Consider the following 19,452-nt stretch of genomic DNA (forward strand, 5'->3'; position numbering starts at 1 on the left):
AGCTTTGGGGGAATTTATTCCAAAATATCAAAGCTCAAATAGATCTTTTGGAATAGCATGAAATCCGACTAGTTTAACTCGATTTTCAATATCACTTATAGGTATCATTTTGGAAGTGTGTACTGTAAATTCTCTTGGGAAAATTTCAGTATTCAATACAACTTCTTTTATTCCGTCTAATTCTAATAGGCTAGATTTTATTTCTATTAAATCAATATCTTCTATAGCATTTGTCCCAAAAATTTTGCCATGATTACCCGGGATTACATTATCAGTTAGTACACTCATGTCTTTATTTTTTATAATTAGTAATTGAGTTGTATTTTGAATTAAGTAGCTTAAAGTTAGTAATTTATGTTTTATAAAAATGAAAAAAAATAAAATTTTTAACTTTCAAAAATGAATTGATTCAATAAAAAAATCCCTGAACAAAAAGCATGTTTAGGGATGTTTAAAAATATATATAATTACTAATGCAAGGGTAATTCAACTGAACAGTTTTGTTTCATGCTGCCGGTTTCAATATATCTGGAGTGTAGTTTGAACGCTTCTTCTAAAATGTGAGGTGTATGTCCGCCGCGCAAACAAGCCCGATTAAAATAATTTGATAATTCGTCTTTGTATTCCGGATGCGTACAATTTTCAATGATAACTTTGGCGCGTTCTCTGGGTGCAAGTCCTCTTAAATCGGCAATTCCTTGTTCGGTGATTAAAATATCAACATCATGTTCCGTATGGTCCACGTGTGAAACCATTGGTAAAACATGAGAAATGGCATTATATTCTTTTGAAGATGATTGGGTAACAAAAATACTCAAATAGGCATTTCGGGCAAAATCACCCGAACCACCAATACCGTTCATCATCTTGGTTCCAGAAATATGGGTTGAATTTACATTTCCATAAATATCAAATTCAATGGCTGTATTTATGGCTATAACTCCCAATCTTCGTATCACTTCGGCTGAATTGCTGATGGTTTGCGGTCGAAGTAGAATTTTGTCCTTGTACTTTTCGAAATTATCAAGAATGTGTTTATAGTAATTTTCAGAAACGGTTACGGAAGAAGCCGATGCAAAATCTAATTTTCCGCTGTCAATTAGTTCAAAAGTGCTGTCCTGCAAGACTTCGGAATACATTACTAAATTTTCAAAATTTCCTTTGGCAAAGCCAGACATGACCGCATTAGCTACTTTTCCTATTCCCGCTTGTAACGGCATTAATGATTTGGTTAAGCGTCCTTCTTTGATTTCATTTTCAAAAAAAGCCAGTAAATGATTGGCAATGGCAGCCGTTTTGGGATCTATTGCAGTTACTTGTGCCGGACTATCAGGAATTTCTGTGAAAACAATTCCAATGACTTTGTCAGGATCAATCGTGATATAATCGGTTCCAATTCTTTCATCTGCAGCTGTGATGTTTAAAACGTCTCGATTTGGATAATTTTTTGAAATATAAATATCATGAATCCCTTTGAATTCAAATGGTATGGAAGTATTTATTTCGATGATGATTTTATCGGCCGCATGCGCAAAAGTAGCTGAATTTCCAACTGAGGTTGTTGGAATTACATTTCCATTCTCATCAATGTACGTGGCCTCAATTACAGCAATGTCAATTTTTGGAAGGTGTTTGTTTTCTAATAATTCGGCTGTTTCACTTAAATGTTGGTCTATAAAAAGTACTTTTCCTTCGTTTATTTTTTTTCGTAAAGTAGCATCAACCTGAAATGGCATTCTTTTGTACAAAGCGTTATTGTTAGCTAAGTCCGCATCTGTGGTATGCCCTAAAGAAGCACCGGTAATTAATGTGATTCCAATAGTTTCTGATTTTGCTCTTTCGGCAAAAGCAGGTAAAACGGCTTTACTGTCACCAGCTTTTGTAAATCCACTGGTTCCGATAGTCATTTTGTCTTTGAAAAATAAAGCGGCATCTTGTGCAGAAATAACTTTGTCTTTGTAACTTTGAAATCTAATTCTATCCGACTGCATAATTATGTGTTTTTAATAAAAAAATAACCAAAAATTGATGTTTTGATAATGAATTAAATCAATTTTTAGATTTTGATTTATATCACATACAATTTTAGTGAAATTAAGAACTGGATAAATATCGTAATAAGTCATAAAAATATTCATTTCAGCCACAATGAGTCCATTCGAAACTTTAGAAGAGAAATATTATATAAAAGAGGTTGATACCGATAAAAAAAGTATTTATTGCCACCATGATTTGATGGGTGAATTGTTAATTCCAACTCACAAGCATGAAAAAGCTCAAATGCTCTATTCTGAAGGTGGGATTGTTCACGTCACCACTGAAACCAAATCTTATTTTCTTCCTGCGCGTCATTTTATCTGGATTCCAGGCGGAATAAAACATAGTATTCATCCCAATTCTGAGCATGTCATGATGCGGAATTTGTATTTTCCAATAGATTCGAATGAAGATCCTTTTTATGAAAAAGAAGGCATTTATCCCATTAACGATTTATTGCTGCAAATGATGCTTTTCACAAACCGATGGAACGGAAATCTAAAAAAGGGGACTAGAAATTTTAGTATTGCCAATGCAATAAAAGCCATTTTACCAGAAATCTGTCTGACTAATTTACCGTTATCGTTGCCTTTGCCAAAGGATATTCGCCTGAATAAAATCATTAGTTATTTAGATAAAAACTTGGGAGAAACTATTTTGTTCTCTGATTTGGCCAATCGATTTGGTTTTAGCGAGCGCTCTTTGTATCGTTTGTTCCAAAAAGATTTGGGCATGTCATTCATTCAATATTTCACGATTCGGAGAATTTTAAAAGCAATTGAATTGTTACTCGAAAAAAATCTATCTGTTAATGAAGTGGCGCAAGCTGTAGGATATAGTAGCGTTCCAACTTTTAGCAACACATTTTTCAAGATTTTAGGACAACGTCCTTCGGATTATTTAAAAGGGATTGAAATATTAAAAAAGTAGTTTTTCACAGCACTCATTTTCTGCAATCGTTATAGTGTTTGTCCTTGTTTTATAATTGTCTGAAATGGATAAATAGTTGGCTTTTGTTGATTTTACGGCATGGATTAAATTTGGGAACTTTGTATTCTATTCCTTTATCTATATTATGTTTCTTAAAAATCAGGTTTTTTTGAACCAAGCGAAAATTAATTTTTCAAAAAATTACTTGTTGCTATTCCTCCTCTTTCATGGATTCACTTCATTACAGGCACAACAAGTTTCCACAATTTCTTTGAATGATGCTTTAAAAATCGCTAAAGAAAATAATAAGACGATTCATAAATCTCATATTGAACTGCGAATTTCAGAAAAGGAGATTGCCGTGACAAAAAATCTTCGTTTGCCGGAAGTTAATTTTAATGCGATGTATTCCCGATTATCTGACTTAACGGAATACGAAGGTGGTTTTTTCTCAGACAAACATACCTATACTCCTGAACCTGGAACCGTACTATATGATGTCGTTACAAAATTTGATGTACCGCTTTATGCTGGTAATAAAATCAATAATGCGATTAAAAAGTCGAAAGAGGAAAACGAAATTGCCAAAATCAAGGTAGAGAAGACGCAGAATAACATTCAATTACAGGTGATAGCTACTTTTTTGGGCATTTATAAAATGATGGAACTCCAGAAAATCATTGGCGAAAGCATTAAAGAAGAACAGGAACGATTGAAAGAAGTGAAAGCTTTTAAAACCTTTGGAACGGTTACTAAAAACGAAGTGTTGCGTTCTGAGTTGCAACTTTCAGATCGTGAGCTTAATTCGTTAACGAATAAAAAAAACATCAAAATTGCACTTCAAGAGTTAAAAACAGTATTGCAGTTGCCCGAGGAAGTTGAAATTGCTATTGATACAACAGGATTACTCGATATCGCTCCTTTGAAAGACTATGATTTCTATTTTAAAGAGACGCTTCAAAACGAAGAAATGCGTATCGCAAATAGGGAAGTGGACGTTAAAAAAACAGAGTTAAAAATGATGAAAGGGAATTATTATCCTAAGGTGAGCTTATTTGGAAATTATAATCTAAAATATCCTGACTACATGTTGTTTACGCTGAATCGTTCTTATCTCTATACCATAGGGCAAATAGGAGTAGAGGCTACTTATAATTTGTCGGGTTTATATAAAAATAAAGCCAAAGTTCAGGTTGCCAATTTAAAAGTGGATTTGCAAGAAAATGAATCGGAGCTTGTGAAAAATGAAATGGTGGATAAAGTGTTTAGAAAGCATACCCAATATCAGGAAATACTGGACAAGTTACCGGTTACAGATAAAGCATTGGATTTAGCCAATGAAAATTATCGCATTGTAAAAGTAAAATACCTTAACCAACTGGTTTTGATTACGGAAATGGTCGATGCGGATAATGCGTTGCTTCAGGCAAAATTCAACAAAGTTTCCACTAGAATAGATATGGTTATGAAACAGTATGAATTGCTCCATACGGCAGGATTACTCAACAAATAATAATTCAATTTAATATAATTTAGTTTCAAATTTATATGGTAAAAGTTCATAATTCGTCAAGAGCTCATCGATCATTTCATAGATTAATTACCGTGATATCCGGTATGCTGGTTCTCGGCGGAATTGTTTTAGGGATTTGGTTTTATATTTTTAATAAAAATCACGAAGAAACTAATGACGCCCAGGTGGATCAATATGTAACGCCAATTATGGCTCGAATTACAGGGTATGTAACTGAAGTGCGCTATAATGAAAATCAATTTGTTCACAAAGGCGATACATTACTAGTAATTGACGATAGGGAATACAAAGCGCATTTAGACATGGCATTGGCCGATGTTGAAAATGCAAAAAGCAATAGCATTGTGATTGAAAAAAATGTCGCAACAACTTCTAATGTAACTTCCGTTAGACTAGCTCAGTTACAAGCTGCAAAAACAGAAGTTTGGAAAACAAAATTGGAATACAATCGCTATAAAGGATTAGTAAGCCAAGAAGCGGCTACTGAACAACAGCTTGAAAAAGTAAAAGCGGATTATGAATTGGCTCAAGCGCATTATCAGGAAATAGTAAACACGATTCAATCGGCGGTATTGAACACCTCAGAAGCTTCGGCTAAAATCCCTACGGCTCAGACTATAATTCAGTCCAAGCAAGCGGTTGCTGACAATGCTACTTTGTTTCTTTCCTATACTGTAATTACAGCTCCTTATGATGGTTGGGTTGGTAAAAAAATCATGCAACCGGGACAAATGATAAAAGAAGGGCAGACCTTAGTTTCTATCGTTAGCAAGGAAAAGTGGATTACGGCTAATTTCAAGGAAACACAACTGCAATATTTATCCATTGGCCAAGAAGTGGAGCTGAAAGCAGATGCAATAAGTGGAAGAGAATTTATAGGAACTATTGAATCTTTATCGCCAGCCAGTGGCGCACGTTTTTCATTATTGCCTCCTGATAATGCAACGGGTAACTTTATAAAAATAGAGCAAAGAATTCCGGTTCGAATAAAATTAAAAGAAAGTGATGCACAAACGGACTTTCTTAGAGCCGGTATGAATGTTACCGTTATTGCCGAACACAAATAATCCAATGTCAAAAACAAGTATTTTTAAATCTTGGGTTCCTAACTGGGCCATTATTGCTATAATATTTTTCTGCATGTTGCATTCCATGGTTTTATTAGGAGTATATACTTCTAATGTGACGTATGCAGCAAGTTTTTTGGATGTAGAAGTCGAAGATTTACAGTTTTCGATGTGTGTTACCTATGGGACTTTTTTAGCTACCATTCTTATCGAAAGTCGGTTTTTTAAGTTTTTTCCAACCAAGAAATATTTTCTGGTTATTTATAGTTTGGCAGCTTTAACATTTATACTAACGGCTTACATAGAAAATTTTTATTTGTTTATTATGCTAAGAATGGCCGAAGGAATTCTGATGGCATTACCAGTTTTACCCTTACGACAATTTTTGATTGCACGGTTTAAGTCTAAAAATGCCGTGATTATTGCTTTTACAATTAATTATGGAGCCTTGATGCTGGCTTCTCCTTTTATAATGAATATTGCGGTGTGGTTGCTGGAGAATTACGATTGGAAATATATGGCGTATGGTTCCGCTTTTTTCCAAATTGTGTGTGTGGCTTTGGTTATGATTACCTTTAATAACAATCGGTTTCATAAAAAAATTCCGTTGTATCAGATTGATTGGGTCAGTTTTATTCTTGTGCTTACCGCTATTTTGTGCGGTAGTTATTTTGTGGTTTATGGTCAAAAAAAATATTGGTTTGAATCCCCCCAAATTGTTGCAGTACTCATTGTTGCCTTGCTAACAGGAGGTTTTTTTATTGCCCGACAAATGCTGGTGAAGAGACCTACTTTTGATATGCGAGTCTTTCGCTATACGAATCTAAGGACCGGATTGTTGTTATCCGTAGTTTTCTACATTGCCAGAGCAACATTGAATATTTGTCATAGTACGATGGCAGTTGTCTGGAATTGGGAGCCTTCAAGAGTGGCGCATGTGCAGTATTTGAATTTGACAGGAAATGTAATTGGGATGATTTTGACTGTGGTGTTTTTGTCTAAATCAGTTGCTTCGCGCTATATTTTTATATTAGGATTTTCAATTTTTGCGCTATTTCATTTCTGGTTTACTTTTCTTTTTGTGCCGGATGCTTCCCTGTCGGACATTGCAATTCCGTATATGTTACAGGGAGTGGCTGTCGGAATAATATTTGTTCCGTTAGTCTTGTTCACCGTATCTGCTGTTCCTACGCATTATGCTCCGTTTGCGGGAGTAGTGGGAGTTGCAGGGCGTTTTTGGGGAAGTATAATGGGTTTTGCCATGATTCAAAACGCAGGATTGTTTTTACAGAGTACCCATTTTACAAAATTCAGACAATTTGTTCTTCCCGAAAGTCCAGAAACGCAAATGCGTGTCGAACAACTCACCCGAAGTTTTATGACTAAAGGCTATACTGTGGATGACTCCAATACATTAGCGATGAAACAAATTATCAGTTCGGTTTCAAAACAATCGGTTTTATTGTCCAATATGGAAATCTTTACTGCTATTGGTTATCTAATGGTTATTGTGGTTATTTTTCTATTGCTTAATCAGCATTTAAGACAAACATTTGACCTTTTAAAAAATAGAATTTGGGGTACTTAAAAAGGTGTACTGTAAAGTTTTAAATAGAAAATACCCTATTCTGATGAAGTGTAAGAATAGAGTATTCTTTTATACTTATATAATCTATTTTTATTTAAAAATGTTTAACTTAGTGTTCTGAAAATCAATTAAATAAGTGTAAAATGAATAATAGAAACGATAAATTGAATTTTGATAAAAGAAAACCGGGTAAAAAGGATAAAAATGCAATCCCGGATTCTCTTTTATATCCACCAAGTGAAGATATATACAGTCAATTCCATAAAGAAATGGAAATAGATCCGGAAGATATTTCTAAAAATAAAGTCCCTGTTGAAATCAATAATGTCACGGAATTGAATGAAAAAAATTTTGAGGAGGATGTTTCTGGTGGAGATTTAGATGTTCCTGGCTCAGAATTAGATGATGAATTGGAAAACTCGGGAAATGAAGATGAAGAAAATAATCATTATAGTATAGGTGGCGACAATCATAGTAATTTAGATGAGAATTCTGGAGATAAAATTTAGTAGAAGGTTTTGTCGTAAATTTTAAATCCCAATCTAATTAATCATGTCTTTAACGGAATACAATCAAAAGCGTAATTTTAAATCCACTTTAGAACCTGAAGGGAAAATGAAGCAATCGTCAACTGAATTAATTTTCGTGGTGCAAAAACATGCGGCTTCTCATTTGCATTATGATTTTCGCTTGGAGGTGGATGGTGTGTTAAAAAGTTGGGCAATACCAAAAGGGCCGTCTATGAATCCGGATAATAAAAGATTGGCTATTATGGTAGAAGACCATCCTTATAGTTACAAAGATTTTGAAGGTACTATTCCGGAGGGAAATTACGGCGCAGGGAATGTTATTGTTTGGGACAATGGAACGTATATTTTAGCTGGCGAAGATAGGTCAGGTATCGACGAACATAAATTACAATCCGATTTACAAAAAGGACATCTTAGTTTTATTCTTAATGGGAAAAAATTGAAAGGTGAATTTGCTTTAGTAAAATTAAAAACCAAACAGGAGAATACATGGCTTTTGATAAAGTCAAAAGATCAATATGCAAATGATGAAGATGTTTTGCAACAAGATAAATCTGTACTTTCTAATAGGACATTAGAAAGTATGGAAACAAAGAGTGGTTAATAAAACAATTTGTGCGTTCCTCCATAATATAAAGAAAGGCGACTCTCAACTAAGAGAATCGCCTTTCTTTATATTAAGGAGTCGGGCTATTCGCTACAAGTCCTCGTCCCGCCAAAAAAAGGCGGGACTGTGGGCTTTTCGCTGCTATCCCTAACGCGAACTTTGGATAAGTAGAGCTTTTTGTTGTTTTGATGTATATTTTGTGTCCTTATATATAGGAGAGAAAAGAAAAGATTGTTATTATATAAGGTATAGCATAAAACCATTTTATTAATCCAGACATTTTTTTTGTTAGCGTACTAGTAAGGTAAGCTGTTTCCAAGGATAAAAACGCATCGAAGAGCTGTAGAAAAGGCAATAAAGCGATAATTCCCTAAGATTTTATAAAGAAGGGAAAGGCAGTTGAAAGTTGCCCATCTTTATTGGAATAGGTGGTTTTGATTTGAAATCCCATTAATCAGCTGTAAGATTGTTGAATAGTATAAAAAACTTTGTGTTTCAAGAATCATGTTTTCAGCGAGTTAAAGATTGGGTTGTAAAAACATGAAAAAAAAGGTTTAAAAAAGCTTGTAAAAGCGAATAAAGGTGCTACTTTTGCACCCGCAATGACGCAGACGTTCTTTAGAAGACTGACAAGTAAACTGGATTGAGAGAGGGAATTTATTTTCAAAAAAAGATTCAGAAAAGCTTGTGAGATTAGAAAGAGCTTATTACATTTGCACCCCGCAAAACGCGCAAAGTTCCTTGACAAGCTGATAAGAAAACGGTAGTAAAACGGAGATAAAAATTTCCAAAAAAAAACTTCAAAATTTTCTTGCCAGTTAAAAAAGAAGTTGTACTTTTGCACCCGCTTCGAGAAACACTTTAAGTAGTGTTAACGAAGGGAAAAACAAAGAAGAACACGTTCCTAGACATATTGAATTGACAGCCGTTTTGAAAGAGATTTCAAAACAAAAGAATGAGAGTAATAGAATCGAGAGATTTGAAAAAACCACTAGAATTTAGTCGAATAAACAAAGAGAGAAGATTTATCTGATCTCACACAATATACGATGAAGAGTTTGATCCTGGCTCAGGATGAACGCTAGCGGCAGGCTTAACACATGCAAGTCGAGGGGTATAGTTCTTCGGAACTAGAGACCGGCGCACGGGTGCGTAACGCGTATGCAATCTACCTTTCACAGAGGGATAGCCCAGAGAAATTTGGATTAATACCTCATAGTATTATAGAGTGGCATCACTTTATAATTAAAGTCACAACGGTGAAAGATGAGCATGCGTCCCATTAGCTAGTTGGTAAGGTAACGGCTTACCAAGGCAACGATGGGTAGGGGTCCTGAGAGGGAGATCCCCCACACTGGTACTGAGACACGGACCAGACTCCTACGGGAGGCAGCAGTGAGGAATATTGGACAATGGGCGCAAGCCTGATCCAGCCATGCCGCGTGCAGGATGACGGTCCTATGGATTGTAAACTGCTTTTGTACAGGAAGAAACAGTTCTACGTGTAGAACCTTGACGGTACTGTAAGAATAAGGATCGGCTAACTCCGTGCCAGCAGCCGCGGTAATACGGAGGATCCAAGCGTTATCCGGAATCATTGGGTTTAAAGGGTCCGTAGGCGGTTTAGTAAGTCAGTGGTGAAAGCCCATCGCTCAACGGTGGAACGGCCATTGATACTGCTAAACTTGAATTATTAGGAAGTAACTAGAATATGTAGTGTAGCGGTGAAATGCTTAGAGATTACATGGAATACCAATTGCGAAGGCAGGTTACTACTAATGGATTGACGCTGATGGACGAAAGCGTGGGTAGCGAACAGGATTAGATACCCTGGTAGTCCACGCCGTAAACGATGGATACTAGCTGTTGGAAGCAATTTCAGTGGCTAAGCGAAAGTGATAAGTATCCCACCTGGGGAGTACGTTCGCAAGAATGAAACTCAAAGGAATTGACGGGGGCCCGCACAAGCGGTGGAGCATGTGGTTTAATTCGATGATACGCGAGGAACCTTACCAAGGCTTAAATGTAGATTGACCGGTTTGGAAACAGACTTTTCGCAAGACAATTTACAAGGTGCTGCATGGTTGTCGTCAGCTCGTGCCGTGAGGTGTCAGGTTAAGTCCTATAACGAGCGCAACCCCTGTTGTTAGTTGCCAGCGAGTCATGTCGGGAACTCTAACGAGACTGCCAGTGCAAACTGAGAGGAAGGTGGGGATGACGTCAAATCATCACGGCCCTTACGCCTTGGGCTACACACGTGCTACAATGGCCGGTACAGAGAGCAGCCACTGGGTGACCAGGAGCGAATCTATAAAACCGGTCACAGTTCGGATCGGAGTCTGCAACTCGACTCCGTGAAGCTGGAATCGCTAGTAATCGGATATCAGCCATGATCCGGTGAATACGTTCCCGGGCCTTGTACACACCGCCCGTCAAGCCATGGAAGCTGGGGGTGCCTGAAGTCGGTGACCGCAAGGAGCTGCCTAGGGTAAAACTGGTAACTAGGGCTAAGTCGTAACAAGGTAGCCGTACCGGAAGGTGCGGCTGGAACACCTCCTTTCTAGAGCTTTAGTGTTAGCTATATGCACGCTAAAGAAAGAAGACGAAAGTTCAAGTTGGAAGCAAACCCCAACGTTTTATTACTCTTGCTGTTAGTTCAAATAATACCATTTAAGAATAAGAGTGTCTCGTAGCTCAGCTGGTTAGAGTACTACACTGATAATGTAGGGGTCGACAGTTCGAGTCTGTCCGAGACAACTATTTTAGACTTAAATAAAAGAAGAAATTCTAGAGTTGAGGAGTTATGAAATATAAATTCATAATTCATAATTCACAATTCATAATTAGATTGGGGGATTAGCTCAGCTGGCTAGAGCGCCTGCCTTGCACGCAGGAGGTCAACGGTTCGACTCCGTTATTCTCCACTATTCGAGTGAATAGTAAAGAGTAAAAAGTAATTAGTCAAAAACTAATCACTAATTACTAAGGGCTAATCACTAGAAAAAAGTTCATTGACATATTGAGATAAGAAAATAATAAAAAGTAGAAAGCATTTTTACTTGTTTATCATTAGACAAGTAAAGAAACGGTCTCGTTTTAATTAACGAGATTGGTACAATAAGCAAAATAAGGGCGTATGGGGGATGCCTTGGCTCTCAGAGGCGATGAAAGGCGTGATAAGCTGCGAAAAGTTACGGGGATTGGCACACACGATACGATCCGTAAATACCTGAATGGGGCAACCCACTATGTTGAAGACATAGTACACCGATAGGTGGGCAAACCCGCTGAACTGAAACATCTAAGTAGGCGGAGGAGAAGAAAACAAAAGTGATTCCGTAAGTAGTGGCGAGCGAACGCGGATTAGCCCAAACCAATGTTGTTACGGCAATGTTGGGGTTGTAGGACCACGTTATTTGTTGCGGATAGAATTAGAATCTACTGGAAAGTAGAGCCAAAGAAGGTGATAGCCCTGTATAAGTAATAGAAGATAACGATAGTGGTATCCTGAGTAGGGCGGGGCACGTGAAACCCTGTCTGAATTTGGCGGGACCATCCGCTAAGGCTAAATACTCCTGAGAGACCGATAGTGAACCAGTACCGTGAGGGAAAGGTGAAAAGAACCGTGAATAACGGAGTGAAATAGATCCTGAAACCATACGCTTACAAGCGGTCGGAGCCCTTTAGTGGGGTGACGGCGTGCCTTTTGCATAATGAGCCTACGAGTTAACGTTGCTGGCAAGGATAAGTGGTTAAGCCACGGATCCGTAGCGAAAGCGAGTCTGAATAGGGCGCTTTAGTCAGTAGTGTTAGACGCGAAACCGTGTGATCTACCCATGGGCAGGATGAAGCGCTGGTAACACAGTGTGGAGGTCCGAACCGGTTGACGTTGAAAAGTCTTCGGATGACCTGTGGGTAGGGGTGAAAGGCCAATCAAACTCGGAAATAGCTCGTACTCCCCGAAATGCATTTAGGTGCAGCGTTATGCGTAAAGTTATATAGAGGTAGAGCTACTGATTGGATGCGGGGGCTTCACCGCCTACCAATTCCTGACAAACTCCGAATGCTATATAATGTTTCATAACAGTGAGGGCTTGGGTGCTAAGGTCCAAGTCCGAGAGGGAAAGAACCCAGACCATCAGCTAAGGTCCCCAAATATATGTTAAGTTGAAAGAACGAGGTTTGTCTGCCCAGACAGCTAGGATGTTGGCTTGGAAGCAGCCATTCATTTAAAGAGTGCGTAACAGCTCACTAGTCGAGCGGACGAGCATGGATAATAATCGGGCATAAACATATTACCGAAGCTATGGATTTGTAATTTATTACAAGTGGTAGGGGAGCATTCTAACAGGGTAGAAGGTGTGTCGTAAGGCATGCTGGACTGGTTAGAAAAGAAAATGTAGGCATAAGTAACGATAATGCGGGCGAGAAACCCGCACACCGAAAGACTAAGGTTTCCACAGCTATGCTAATCAGCTGTGGGTTAGTCGGGACCTAAGGCGAACCCGAAAGGGACAGTCGATGGACAACGGGTTAATATTCCCGTACTAGTTATTACTGTGATGGGGTGACGGAGTGATGAAAGCGCCGCGAACTGACGGAATAGTTCGTTGAAGTACCTACCTATAAGCTGCGCAGGCAAATCCACGCGGCTTGGGGAAATACGATAGTACTCGGAGTCTTCGGACAAAGAGATAGTGCGCCTAAGGGCTTCCAAGAAAAACCTCTAAACTTCAGGTAATAAGTACCCGTACCGCAAACCGACACAGGTAGTCGAGGAGAGAATCCTAAGGTGCTCGAGAGATTCATGGCTAAGGAATTAGGCAAAATAGACCCGTAACTTCGGGAGAAGGGTCGCCAGCAGCAATGCTGGCCGCAGTGAAGAGGTCCAGGCGACTGTTTATCAAAAACACAGGGCTCTGCAAAATCGTAAGATGAAGTATAGGGCCTGACACCTGCCCGGTGCTGGAAGGTTAAGAGGAGATGTTATCTTCGGAGAAGCATTGAATTGAAGCCCCAGTAAACGGCGGCCGTAACTATAACGGTCCTAAGGTAGCGAAATTCCTTGTCGGGTAAGTTCCGACCTGCACGAATGGTGTAACGATCTGGACACTGTCTCAGCCATGAGCTCGGTGAAATTGTAGTAGCGGTGAAGATGCCGCTTACCCGCAGTGGGACGAAAAGACCCTGTGCACCTTTACTATAGCTTAGTATTGACCTTGGATAAATGATGTGTAGGATAGGTTGGAGACTGTGAAGTGGCGTCGCTAGGCGTTGTGGAGTCATTGTTGAAATACAACCCTTTGTTTATCTGAGGCCTAACCCCGCTTTGCGGGGGACATTGCTTGGTGGGTAGTTTGACTGGGGTGGTCGCCTCCAAAAGAGTAACGGAGGCTTCTAAAGGTTCCCTCAGTACGCTTGGTAACCGTGCGTAGAGTGCAATGGCATAAGGGAGCTTGACTGAGAGACATACAGGTCGATCAGGTACGAAAGTAGAGCATAGTGATCCGGTGGTTCCGCATGGAAGGGCCATCGCTCAAAGGATAAAAGGTACGCCGGGGATAACAGGCTGATCTCCCCCAAGAGCTCATATCGACGGGGGGTTTGGCACCTCGATGTCGGCTCGTCACATCCTGGGGCTGGAGAAGGTCCCAAGGGTTGGGCTGTTCGCCCATTAAAGTGGCACGCGAGCTGGGTTCAGAACGTCGTGAGACAGTTCGGTCTCTATCTACTGTGGGCGCAAGAAATTTGAGTGGATCTGATTCTAGTACGAGAGGACCGAATTGGACAAACCTCTAGTGTATCTGTTGTCACGCCAGTGGCATCGCAGAGTAGCTACGTTTGGAAGGGATAAGCGCTGAAAGCATATAAGCGCGAAACCCACCACAAGATGAGATTTCTTTTAAGGGTCGTGGGAGATGACCACGTTGATAGGCTATAGATGTAAAGGCAGTAATGTCATAGTCGAGTAGTACTAATAACCCGTAAGCTTATGTACGCTTTTCTCCCGTCTTTCGGGACGGGAGAAGAAACTTTCTAATACTTTTTATTTTCTTTATCTCAGTATGTTAAGATATTATGTAATTAATTATCAATGATAAATTGTTAATTGTTACAATAATTGCCCAAAGCAATTATAACCTCTTAAGGTGGTTATTGCGGCGGGGCTCACCTCTTCCCATCCCGAACAGAGTAGTTAAGCCCGCCTGCGCAGATGGTACTGCAGTTATGTGGGAGAGTATGTCGTCGCCTTTCTTTGAAGAATCCTCATCATTCATTTGATGAGGATTTTTTGTTTTACAGCGGTAAGACGTGTTCGGCTAACGCCTCGACTCGTTGCCTTTCTTTAATCTGAACTTGTTTTGGATTCTTTTAAATCCTAATCATATATGTGACAAGGGTTTTTTGTGTTTGATAAGGTTGAATTTTTATAAACTATTCAAATAGGAATGAAGATTCAAATGAGTCGCATATTGTAATTAGTTTTTATTTATATAGCATTGAATTTAAGTGAGTTACTGCTTGAGTAAAATTAAGAATCTCTAGAATAATTTACATAGAGGTTGATTATATCAAAGAGAGAATTGAAGAGAATTATTTTCAATGATTTTATTCAAACCTGATTACTCTTAATTTATTGCTTGTTTACTAATAATTAAGCAACAAAAAAGCAGCAAAATATTTTGCTGCTTTTTCAAATTATATAATAAATAACTATTCTGTCAAAATTGATTCTGATGTGAGTACATTTAATTCCATCATGCATTTCTTCATCATTTGATATGTTCTTTCAATATCATTATCTAAACCTATAGAAAATCGAATTAAACCATCAGTCAATCCCATTTCTATTTGTTCATCCATAGGAATCTCGCTAGAAGTTGAAGTTCCTGGAGCACTGAATAAGGTTTTATAAAATCCTAAACTCACTGCTAAATAGCCTAAATTTTTAGCTTGCATCAATTCCATCAGTGCATTTGCTTTTTCCAAAGTACCAACATCTAAGGTCATCATCCCACCAAAACCATATTCGTGATTAATCATTGACGAATACAATTCATGGCTTGGGTGACTTTTCAAACCAGGATAAACCGTTTTTAGTCCGTCTTTTTCAAAACGCTCTGCAAGATACATCGCATTGTGACTGTGTTGTTTCATCCTAATATGTAATGTGCGTAAGTTTTTCATCACACTGGCAGATCGCAAACTGTCCATTGTTGGACCAAGTAACATACTGGCACCACTATTCACATTTTTTAAACTATCAATAAATTCTCGCGAAGCACACGTTACACCACCCACTGTATCACTGCTTCCGTTAATGTATTTCGTTAAACTGTGAATTACAATATCAGCACCTAACTTTGCAGGAGAAACTGATAATGGTGAAAAAGTATTATCGACAACCAATTTCAAATTATGTCTCTTGGCAATTTTTGCCAAACCGGCAATATCAGCTACTTCCAGTAAAGGATTACTCACCGTCTCGCAGTATAAAACTTTAGTTTCTGGAGTAATTGCAGCTTCCACAACGTCTAATTTTGTGATGTCTAAAAAAGTAGTTTTGATGCCCAATCTTGGCGTAAAATTCTTCAAGAAAGCATACGTTCCGCCATATATAGTTCTGCTGGAAACGATGTGATCTCCCGAGCCGCACAATTGCAATAACGTAGGAGTAATCGCCCCCATTCCTGATGCTGAAACATTTGCGGTTTCCGTTCCTTCCATCGCTGCCAATGCTTTGTCTAAGTATAAATTACTCGGGGAGGAATGACGTGAGTACAAGTAACAGCCTTCCATATTGCCTTCAAAAGTATCGAACATTGTTTTTGCCGATAAAAAGGTATAGGTTGAGGAGTCTGAAATGGATGGATTTACGCCACCAAATTCGCCAAAGTACTGTAAATCCTGAATGTTGTCTGCGGGATTGAAATTTTTCATAATTATTTTTTATTGTTATTTGAAGCTATTCCTGCTATTCGCTATATCTTTTATTCGCCGTGGCGAATAAAAGGATGTCGCTGCTATCAGGGCTATGCGATTTCGGTCTGAATAAAATCTATTCAAAATAACAGTGTTATAGATTAATAATCAATACTATTACTTAATATTAGATTTTAAAACTACTAAATTTAAATTATATGATTTAATTTTCTAAATTAGCTTCTCAAAAAGGATTTATATAGATTTTATTTCAATTCAAATTTCAATAAAAATGACATTAGACGCCATCGATAAAAAATTACTTTTTTTAGTGCAATCCGACAGCAAAAAAACAACTAAGGAATTGTCTTTAAAACTTAATCTTTCAGTTACTGCCGTTTACGAACGCATTAAAAAACTGGAGAGAGAAGGGATTATCGATAAATATGTCGTGTTAATCAATCGTTCGAAAGTCGAAAAAGGTTTTGTGGTTTTCTGTCATCTTAAGTTAATACAACACACCAAAGAGTTTCTTACCAAATTTGAAAGTGAAGTGGTAAAACTTAAAGAAGTCCTTGAATGCCATCATGTGAGTGGTGATTATGATTATATACTAAAAATAGTAGTTAAAGATATGGAAGCTTATCGGGAGTTTTTGGTTACAAAATTAACCACATTGGAACATATTGGAAGTACACACAGCACATTCATGATTAGTGAAGTAAAAAACACGACAGTTGTTGATATTTAGAATAAATGTGAATTTAAAGCGGTATTCAATGATAAGTAAATGTTAATTACTAAAAATTCGTAACAAAAAACCTTCTGAATTAAACTTTAAACAAAACTTAATTCCTTAATTTTGTGCAACATTTTATAAAAACACAATAAAAAAATATACTATGAGTTCATTTGACGTAGTCATTATAGGTTCTGGACCAGGCGGATATGTATCAGCAATTCGTTGTGCACAATTGGGTTTCAAAACAGCAATTATTGAAAAATATTCCACTCTTGGAGGAACTTGCTTGAATGTAGGTTGTATTCCTTCAAAAGCATTGCTTGCTTCTTCGCATCATTACAGTGAAATTGCTCATTTTGCAGATCACGGAATTGAAGTTTCCGGTGAAGTAAAAGTGAATTTAGAAAAAATGATTGCACGTAAACAAGCTGTTGTTGATCAAACTTCAGGTGGTGTAAAATTTTTAATGGATAAAAATAAAATTACAGTTCTGGAAGGATTGGGTTCATTTGTAGATGCTACGCATGTTGCTGTTGCAAAAGCAGACGGAACTTCTGAAACTATCGAAGCTAAAAATATCATTATCGCTACAGGTTCAAAGCCTTCTTCTTTACCTTTTATCAAAATTGATAAAGAAAGAATCATCACTTCTACTGAAGCTTTAAAACTTAAAGAAGTACCAAAACATTTAGTGATTATTGGTGGTGGAGTAATTGGGATTGAATTAGGTCAAGTGTATTTAAGATTGGGAGCGCAAGTTTCTGTAGTAGAATATTTAGACAGAATCATTCCTGGAATGGACGCTTCATTGTCTAAAGAACTGACAAAAGTATTGAAGAAACAAGGTATGAAATTCTACGTTTCTCATAAAGTGAAATCAGTAGAAAGAAATGGCGAAGGTGTTGTTGTTCAAGCTGAAAATGCAAAAGGAGAAACAATTACTCTTGAAGGAGATTATTCATTGGTTTCTGTGGGACGTCGTCCGTTTACTGATGGATTGAATGCTGATAAAGCTGGAGTGAAAATCTCAGATAGAGGAATGGTTGAAGTAAATGATCATTTACAAACTAACGTTCCTAATATCTATGCTATTGGAGATGTTGTTCGTGGAGCTATGTTAGCGCACAAAGCAGAAGAAGAAGGAGCAATGGTTGCTGAAATATTAGCGGGTCAAAAACCACATATTGACTATAACTTGATTCCCGGTGTTGTTTATACTTGGCCAGAAGTGGCTGCAGTAGGGCAAACTGAGGAGCAATTGAAAGCTTCTGGTGTAGAATACAAAGCAGGAAGTTTTCCTTTCAAAGCTTTAGGACGTGCTCGTGCAGGTGGAGATTTAGACGGATTTGTAAAAATTCTTGCTGATGCTAAAACGGATGAAGTTTTAGGAGTTCACATGATTGGAGCCCGTTGTGCGGATTTAATTGCTGAGGCAGTTACAGCAATGGAATTCAAAGCATCTGCTGAAGATATTTCAAGAATGTCACATGCACATCCAACATTTGCAGAAGCGATAAAAGAAGCTGCATTAGCCGCTACGGATAATAGAGCTTTGCATGTATAATTAGAAAGTCTAAATTGAGAGATTAATTCTCTTTTAAAAATAAAGAAACCCGTTCAATTGAACGGGTTTCTTTATTTGTTATGAGTTGAGTTTACTTAGCCTTTAGCTATAAATAAACCTTTATAGTTTTCCCAATGACTATAAATTAAAAACAGATTCCCTAAAAATAAGAACACAGCGATTGGTATTCCTTCCGGGGATAAGAAAAAGTTAATAAATAAAATGTTTATGGTTATTGGTAATATTAAGATATTGGCTAATGTGACATACCGTCCGGTAATAAAGGATAATCCACAAAGGAATTCCATTGATTTTGCCAAAGGGATCAAATAAGTAGACGCAACTAAGCCCACATTAAAAGCCTTGAAATTTCCAGTAACTTCTGGTTCTGGTGCTAGTTTTAGAAAGAAGCTTACAGACGCATAAAGTAGCAAAAGTCCAATTAAAGTTCGGATAATAATAATTGCAATTTTCATAGTATATGGTTTTTTAGAGGTTACACATTTGAGAATTATTATTTGGGAATAGCACTTTCATCCATATAGAAAATTTCCCATTGATGCCCGTCTAAATCGGCAAAACTATGTCCATACATCCATCCATGATCTTGTGGCTCCATGTAAATTGAACCACCTGCATCAACTGCATTTTTGACCATTTCATCTACTTTTTCTTTGCTCTCGGCATCCATTGCAAGTAAAACTTCGGTATTTTTATTGGCATTGCAAATTTCTTTTTTGGTAAAGTCTTTAAATCGTTGCTCTGTCACTAGCATAGCAAAAATATTTTCTCCTATAATCATACAAGTAGCCTGTTCATCAGTAAATTGTGGATTGAAAGAAAATCCAAGTGAAGTAAAAAAATCAATTGATTTTTTTAGGTCTTTAACAGCTAAATTGATGAAAATTTTTGAAGCCATAATGAGAATGA

Annotated in this window: 13 protein-coding genes, 2 tRNA genes and 3 rRNA genes; 13 read left to right on the forward strand and 5 right to left on the reverse strand. The window is 37.6% G+C overall.

From position 1 onward, the window contains the following. Positions 1-27: 27 nt before the first annotated feature. Both CLV00_RS09620 and CLV00_RS09625 read right to left on the reverse strand, forming a co-directional pair. Positions 28-288 carry a hypothetical protein gene (locus tag CLV00_RS09620; RefSeq protein ID WP_099714949.1) on the reverse strand — a complete coding sequence of 87 codons (261 nt, stop codon included), beginning with the start codon at positions 286-288 and terminating at the stop codon, positions 28-30. Positions 289-470: 182 nt separating this feature from the next. Then, positions 471-1,991, reverse strand: coding sequence for a succinate CoA transferase (locus tag CLV00_RS09625; RefSeq protein WP_099714951.1), 1,521 nt, complete (start codon positions 1,989-1,991; stop codon positions 471-473). A 157-nt stretch (positions 1,992-2,148) separates the two neighbouring features. Between CLV00_RS09625 and CLV00_RS09630 the strand changes: the two genes are divergently transcribed. From CLV00_RS09630 to rrf, 11 genes are all read left to right on the forward strand, one after another. Further along, complete coding sequence (locus tag CLV00_RS09630) at positions 2,149-2,967, forward strand: AraC family transcriptional regulator (RefSeq protein WP_099714953.1); 819 nt, start codon at positions 2,149-2,151, stop codon at positions 2,965-2,967. Between the two features lie 208 nt (positions 2,968-3,175). Continuing rightward, positions 3,176-4,480: a TolC family protein gene (locus CLV00_RS09635; RefSeq protein ID WP_233206879.1), complete on the forward strand. Its 1,305-nt coding sequence runs from the start codon at positions 3,176-3,178 to the stop codon at positions 4,478-4,480. A 35-nt stretch (positions 4,481-4,515) separates the two neighbouring features. Next, positions 4,516-5,568, forward strand: coding sequence for an HlyD family secretion protein (locus CLV00_RS09640; RefSeq protein ID WP_099714957.1), 1,053 nt, complete (start codon positions 4,516-4,518; stop codon positions 5,566-5,568). 4 nt (positions 5,569-5,572) lie between these two features. Next, a complete protein-coding gene (locus CLV00_RS09645) occupies positions 5,573-7,156 on the forward strand; it encodes an MFS transporter (RefSeq protein WP_099716305.1) in 1,584 nt (527 codons plus the stop codon). A 143-nt stretch (positions 7,157-7,299) separates the two neighbouring features. Next, the gene (locus CLV00_RS09650; protein ID WP_099714960.1) at positions 7,300-7,665 is read left to right on the forward strand and encodes a hypothetical protein; all 366 of its coding nucleotides are present in this window, start codon (positions 7,300-7,302) and stop codon (positions 7,663-7,665) included. A 43-nt stretch (positions 7,666-7,708) separates the two neighbouring features. Further along, positions 7,709-8,290, forward strand: a complete 582-nt coding sequence (locus tag CLV00_RS09655) for a DNA polymerase ligase N-terminal domain-containing protein (protein WP_099714962.1) — start codon at positions 7,709-7,711, stop codon at positions 8,288-8,290. 1,049 nt (positions 8,291-9,339) lie between these two features. Further along, positions 9,340-10,853: ribosomal RNA gene (locus CLV00_RS09660) — 16S ribosomal RNA — on the forward strand. A gap of 123 nt (positions 10,854-10,976) precedes the next feature. Continuing rightward, positions 10,977-11,050 (forward strand) — tRNA-Ile (locus CLV00_RS09665). Between the two features lie 93 nt (positions 11,051-11,143). Continuing rightward, positions 11,144-11,217 (forward strand) — tRNA-Ala (locus CLV00_RS09670). 191 nt (positions 11,218-11,408) lie between these two features. Next, positions 11,409-14,291, forward strand: a 23S ribosomal RNA gene (locus CLV00_RS09675). A 147-nt stretch (positions 14,292-14,438) separates the two neighbouring features. Beyond that, positions 14,439-14,548 (forward strand): 5S ribosomal RNA (gene rrf / locus CLV00_RS09680). Together the 16S, 23S and 5S rRNA genes with 2 tRNA genes alongside form the textbook arrangement of a ribosomal RNA operon. A 459-nt stretch (positions 14,549-15,007) precedes the next feature. Here rrf and CLV00_RS09685 read toward each other — a convergent pair. Continuing rightward, a complete protein-coding gene (locus CLV00_RS09685) occupies positions 15,008-16,234 on the reverse strand; it encodes an aminotransferase class I/II-fold pyridoxal phosphate-dependent enzyme (RefSeq protein ID WP_099714964.1) in 1,227 nt (408 codons plus the stop codon). A gap of 274 nt (positions 16,235-16,508) precedes the next feature. On the opposite strand from CLV00_RS09685, the gene CLV00_RS09690 reads away from it, so the two are divergent. Further along, entirely contained in the window at positions 16,509-16,967 is a 459-nt protein-coding gene (locus CLV00_RS09690) for an Lrp/AsnC family transcriptional regulator (protein WP_099714966.1), read from the forward strand. A gap of 151 nt (positions 16,968-17,118) precedes the next feature. Beyond that, entirely contained in the window at positions 17,119-18,522 is a 1,404-nt protein-coding gene (gene lpdA, locus CLV00_RS09695; protein ID WP_099714968.1) for a dihydrolipoyl dehydrogenase, read from the forward strand. A 95-nt stretch (positions 18,523-18,617) separates the two neighbouring features. Here the strand turns inward: lpdA and CLV00_RS09700 are convergent, their stop codons facing one another. Both CLV00_RS09700 and CLV00_RS09705 read right to left on the reverse strand, forming a co-directional pair. After that, a complete protein-coding gene (locus tag CLV00_RS09700) occupies positions 18,618-18,998 on the reverse strand; it encodes a DoxX family protein (protein WP_099714970.1) in 381 nt (126 codons plus the stop codon). A 38-nt stretch (positions 18,999-19,036) separates the two neighbouring features. After that, positions 19,037-19,441: a VOC family protein gene (locus tag CLV00_RS09705; protein WP_099714972.1), complete on the reverse strand. Its 405-nt coding sequence runs from the start codon at positions 19,439-19,441 to the stop codon at positions 19,037-19,039. Positions 19,442-19,452 lie beyond the last annotated feature (11 nt).

It is taken from the genome of Flavobacterium sp. 11 (genome assembly GCF_002754315.1).
In the GTDB taxonomy this organism is placed as follows: Bacteria; Bacteroidota; Bacteroidia; order Flavobacteriales; family Flavobacteriaceae; genus Flavobacterium; species Flavobacterium algoritolerans.

Coding starts and splice junctions, on each gene's coding strand:
- CLV00_RS09650 (WP_099714960.1), top strand. CDS start 7,300: ATGAATAATAGAAACGATAAATTGAATTTTGATAAAAGAAAACCGGGT.
- CLV00_RS09625 (WP_099714951.1), bottom strand. CDS start 1,991: ATGCAGTCGGATAGAATTAGATTTCAAAGTTACAAAGACAAAGTTATT.
- CLV00_RS09655 (WP_099714962.1), top strand. CDS start 7,709: ATGTCTTTAACGGAATACAATCAAAAGCGTAATTTTAAATCCACTTTA.
- CLV00_RS09630 (WP_099714953.1), top strand. CDS start 2,149: ATGAGTCCATTCGAAACTTTAGAAGAGAAATATTATATAAAAGAGGTT.
- CLV00_RS09705 (WP_099714972.1), bottom strand. CDS start 19,441: ATGGCTTCAAAAATTTTCATCAATTTAGCTGTTAAAGACCTAAAAAAA.
- CLV00_RS09640 (WP_099714957.1), top strand. CDS start 4,516: ATGGTAAAAGTTCATAATTCGTCAAGAGCTCATCGATCATTTCATAGA.
- CLV00_RS09645 (WP_099716305.1), top strand. CDS start 5,573: ATGTCAAAAACAAGTATTTTTAAATCTTGGGTTCCTAACTGGGCCATT.
- lpdA (WP_099714968.1), top strand. CDS start 17,119: ATGAGTTCATTTGACGTAGTCATTATAGGTTCTGGACCAGGCGGATAT.
- CLV00_RS09700 (WP_099714970.1), bottom strand. CDS start 18,998: ATGAAAATTGCAATTATTATTATCCGAACTTTAATTGGACTTTTGCTA.
- CLV00_RS09690 (WP_099714966.1), top strand. CDS start 16,509: ATGACATTAGACGCCATCGATAAAAAATTACTTTTTTTAGTGCAATCC.
- CLV00_RS09620 (WP_099714949.1), bottom strand. CDS start 288: ATGAGTGTACTAACTGATAATGTAATCCCGGGTAATCATGGCAAAATT.
- CLV00_RS09685 (WP_099714964.1), bottom strand. CDS start 16,234: ATGAAAAATTTCAATCCCGCAGACAACATTCAGGATTTACAGTACTTT.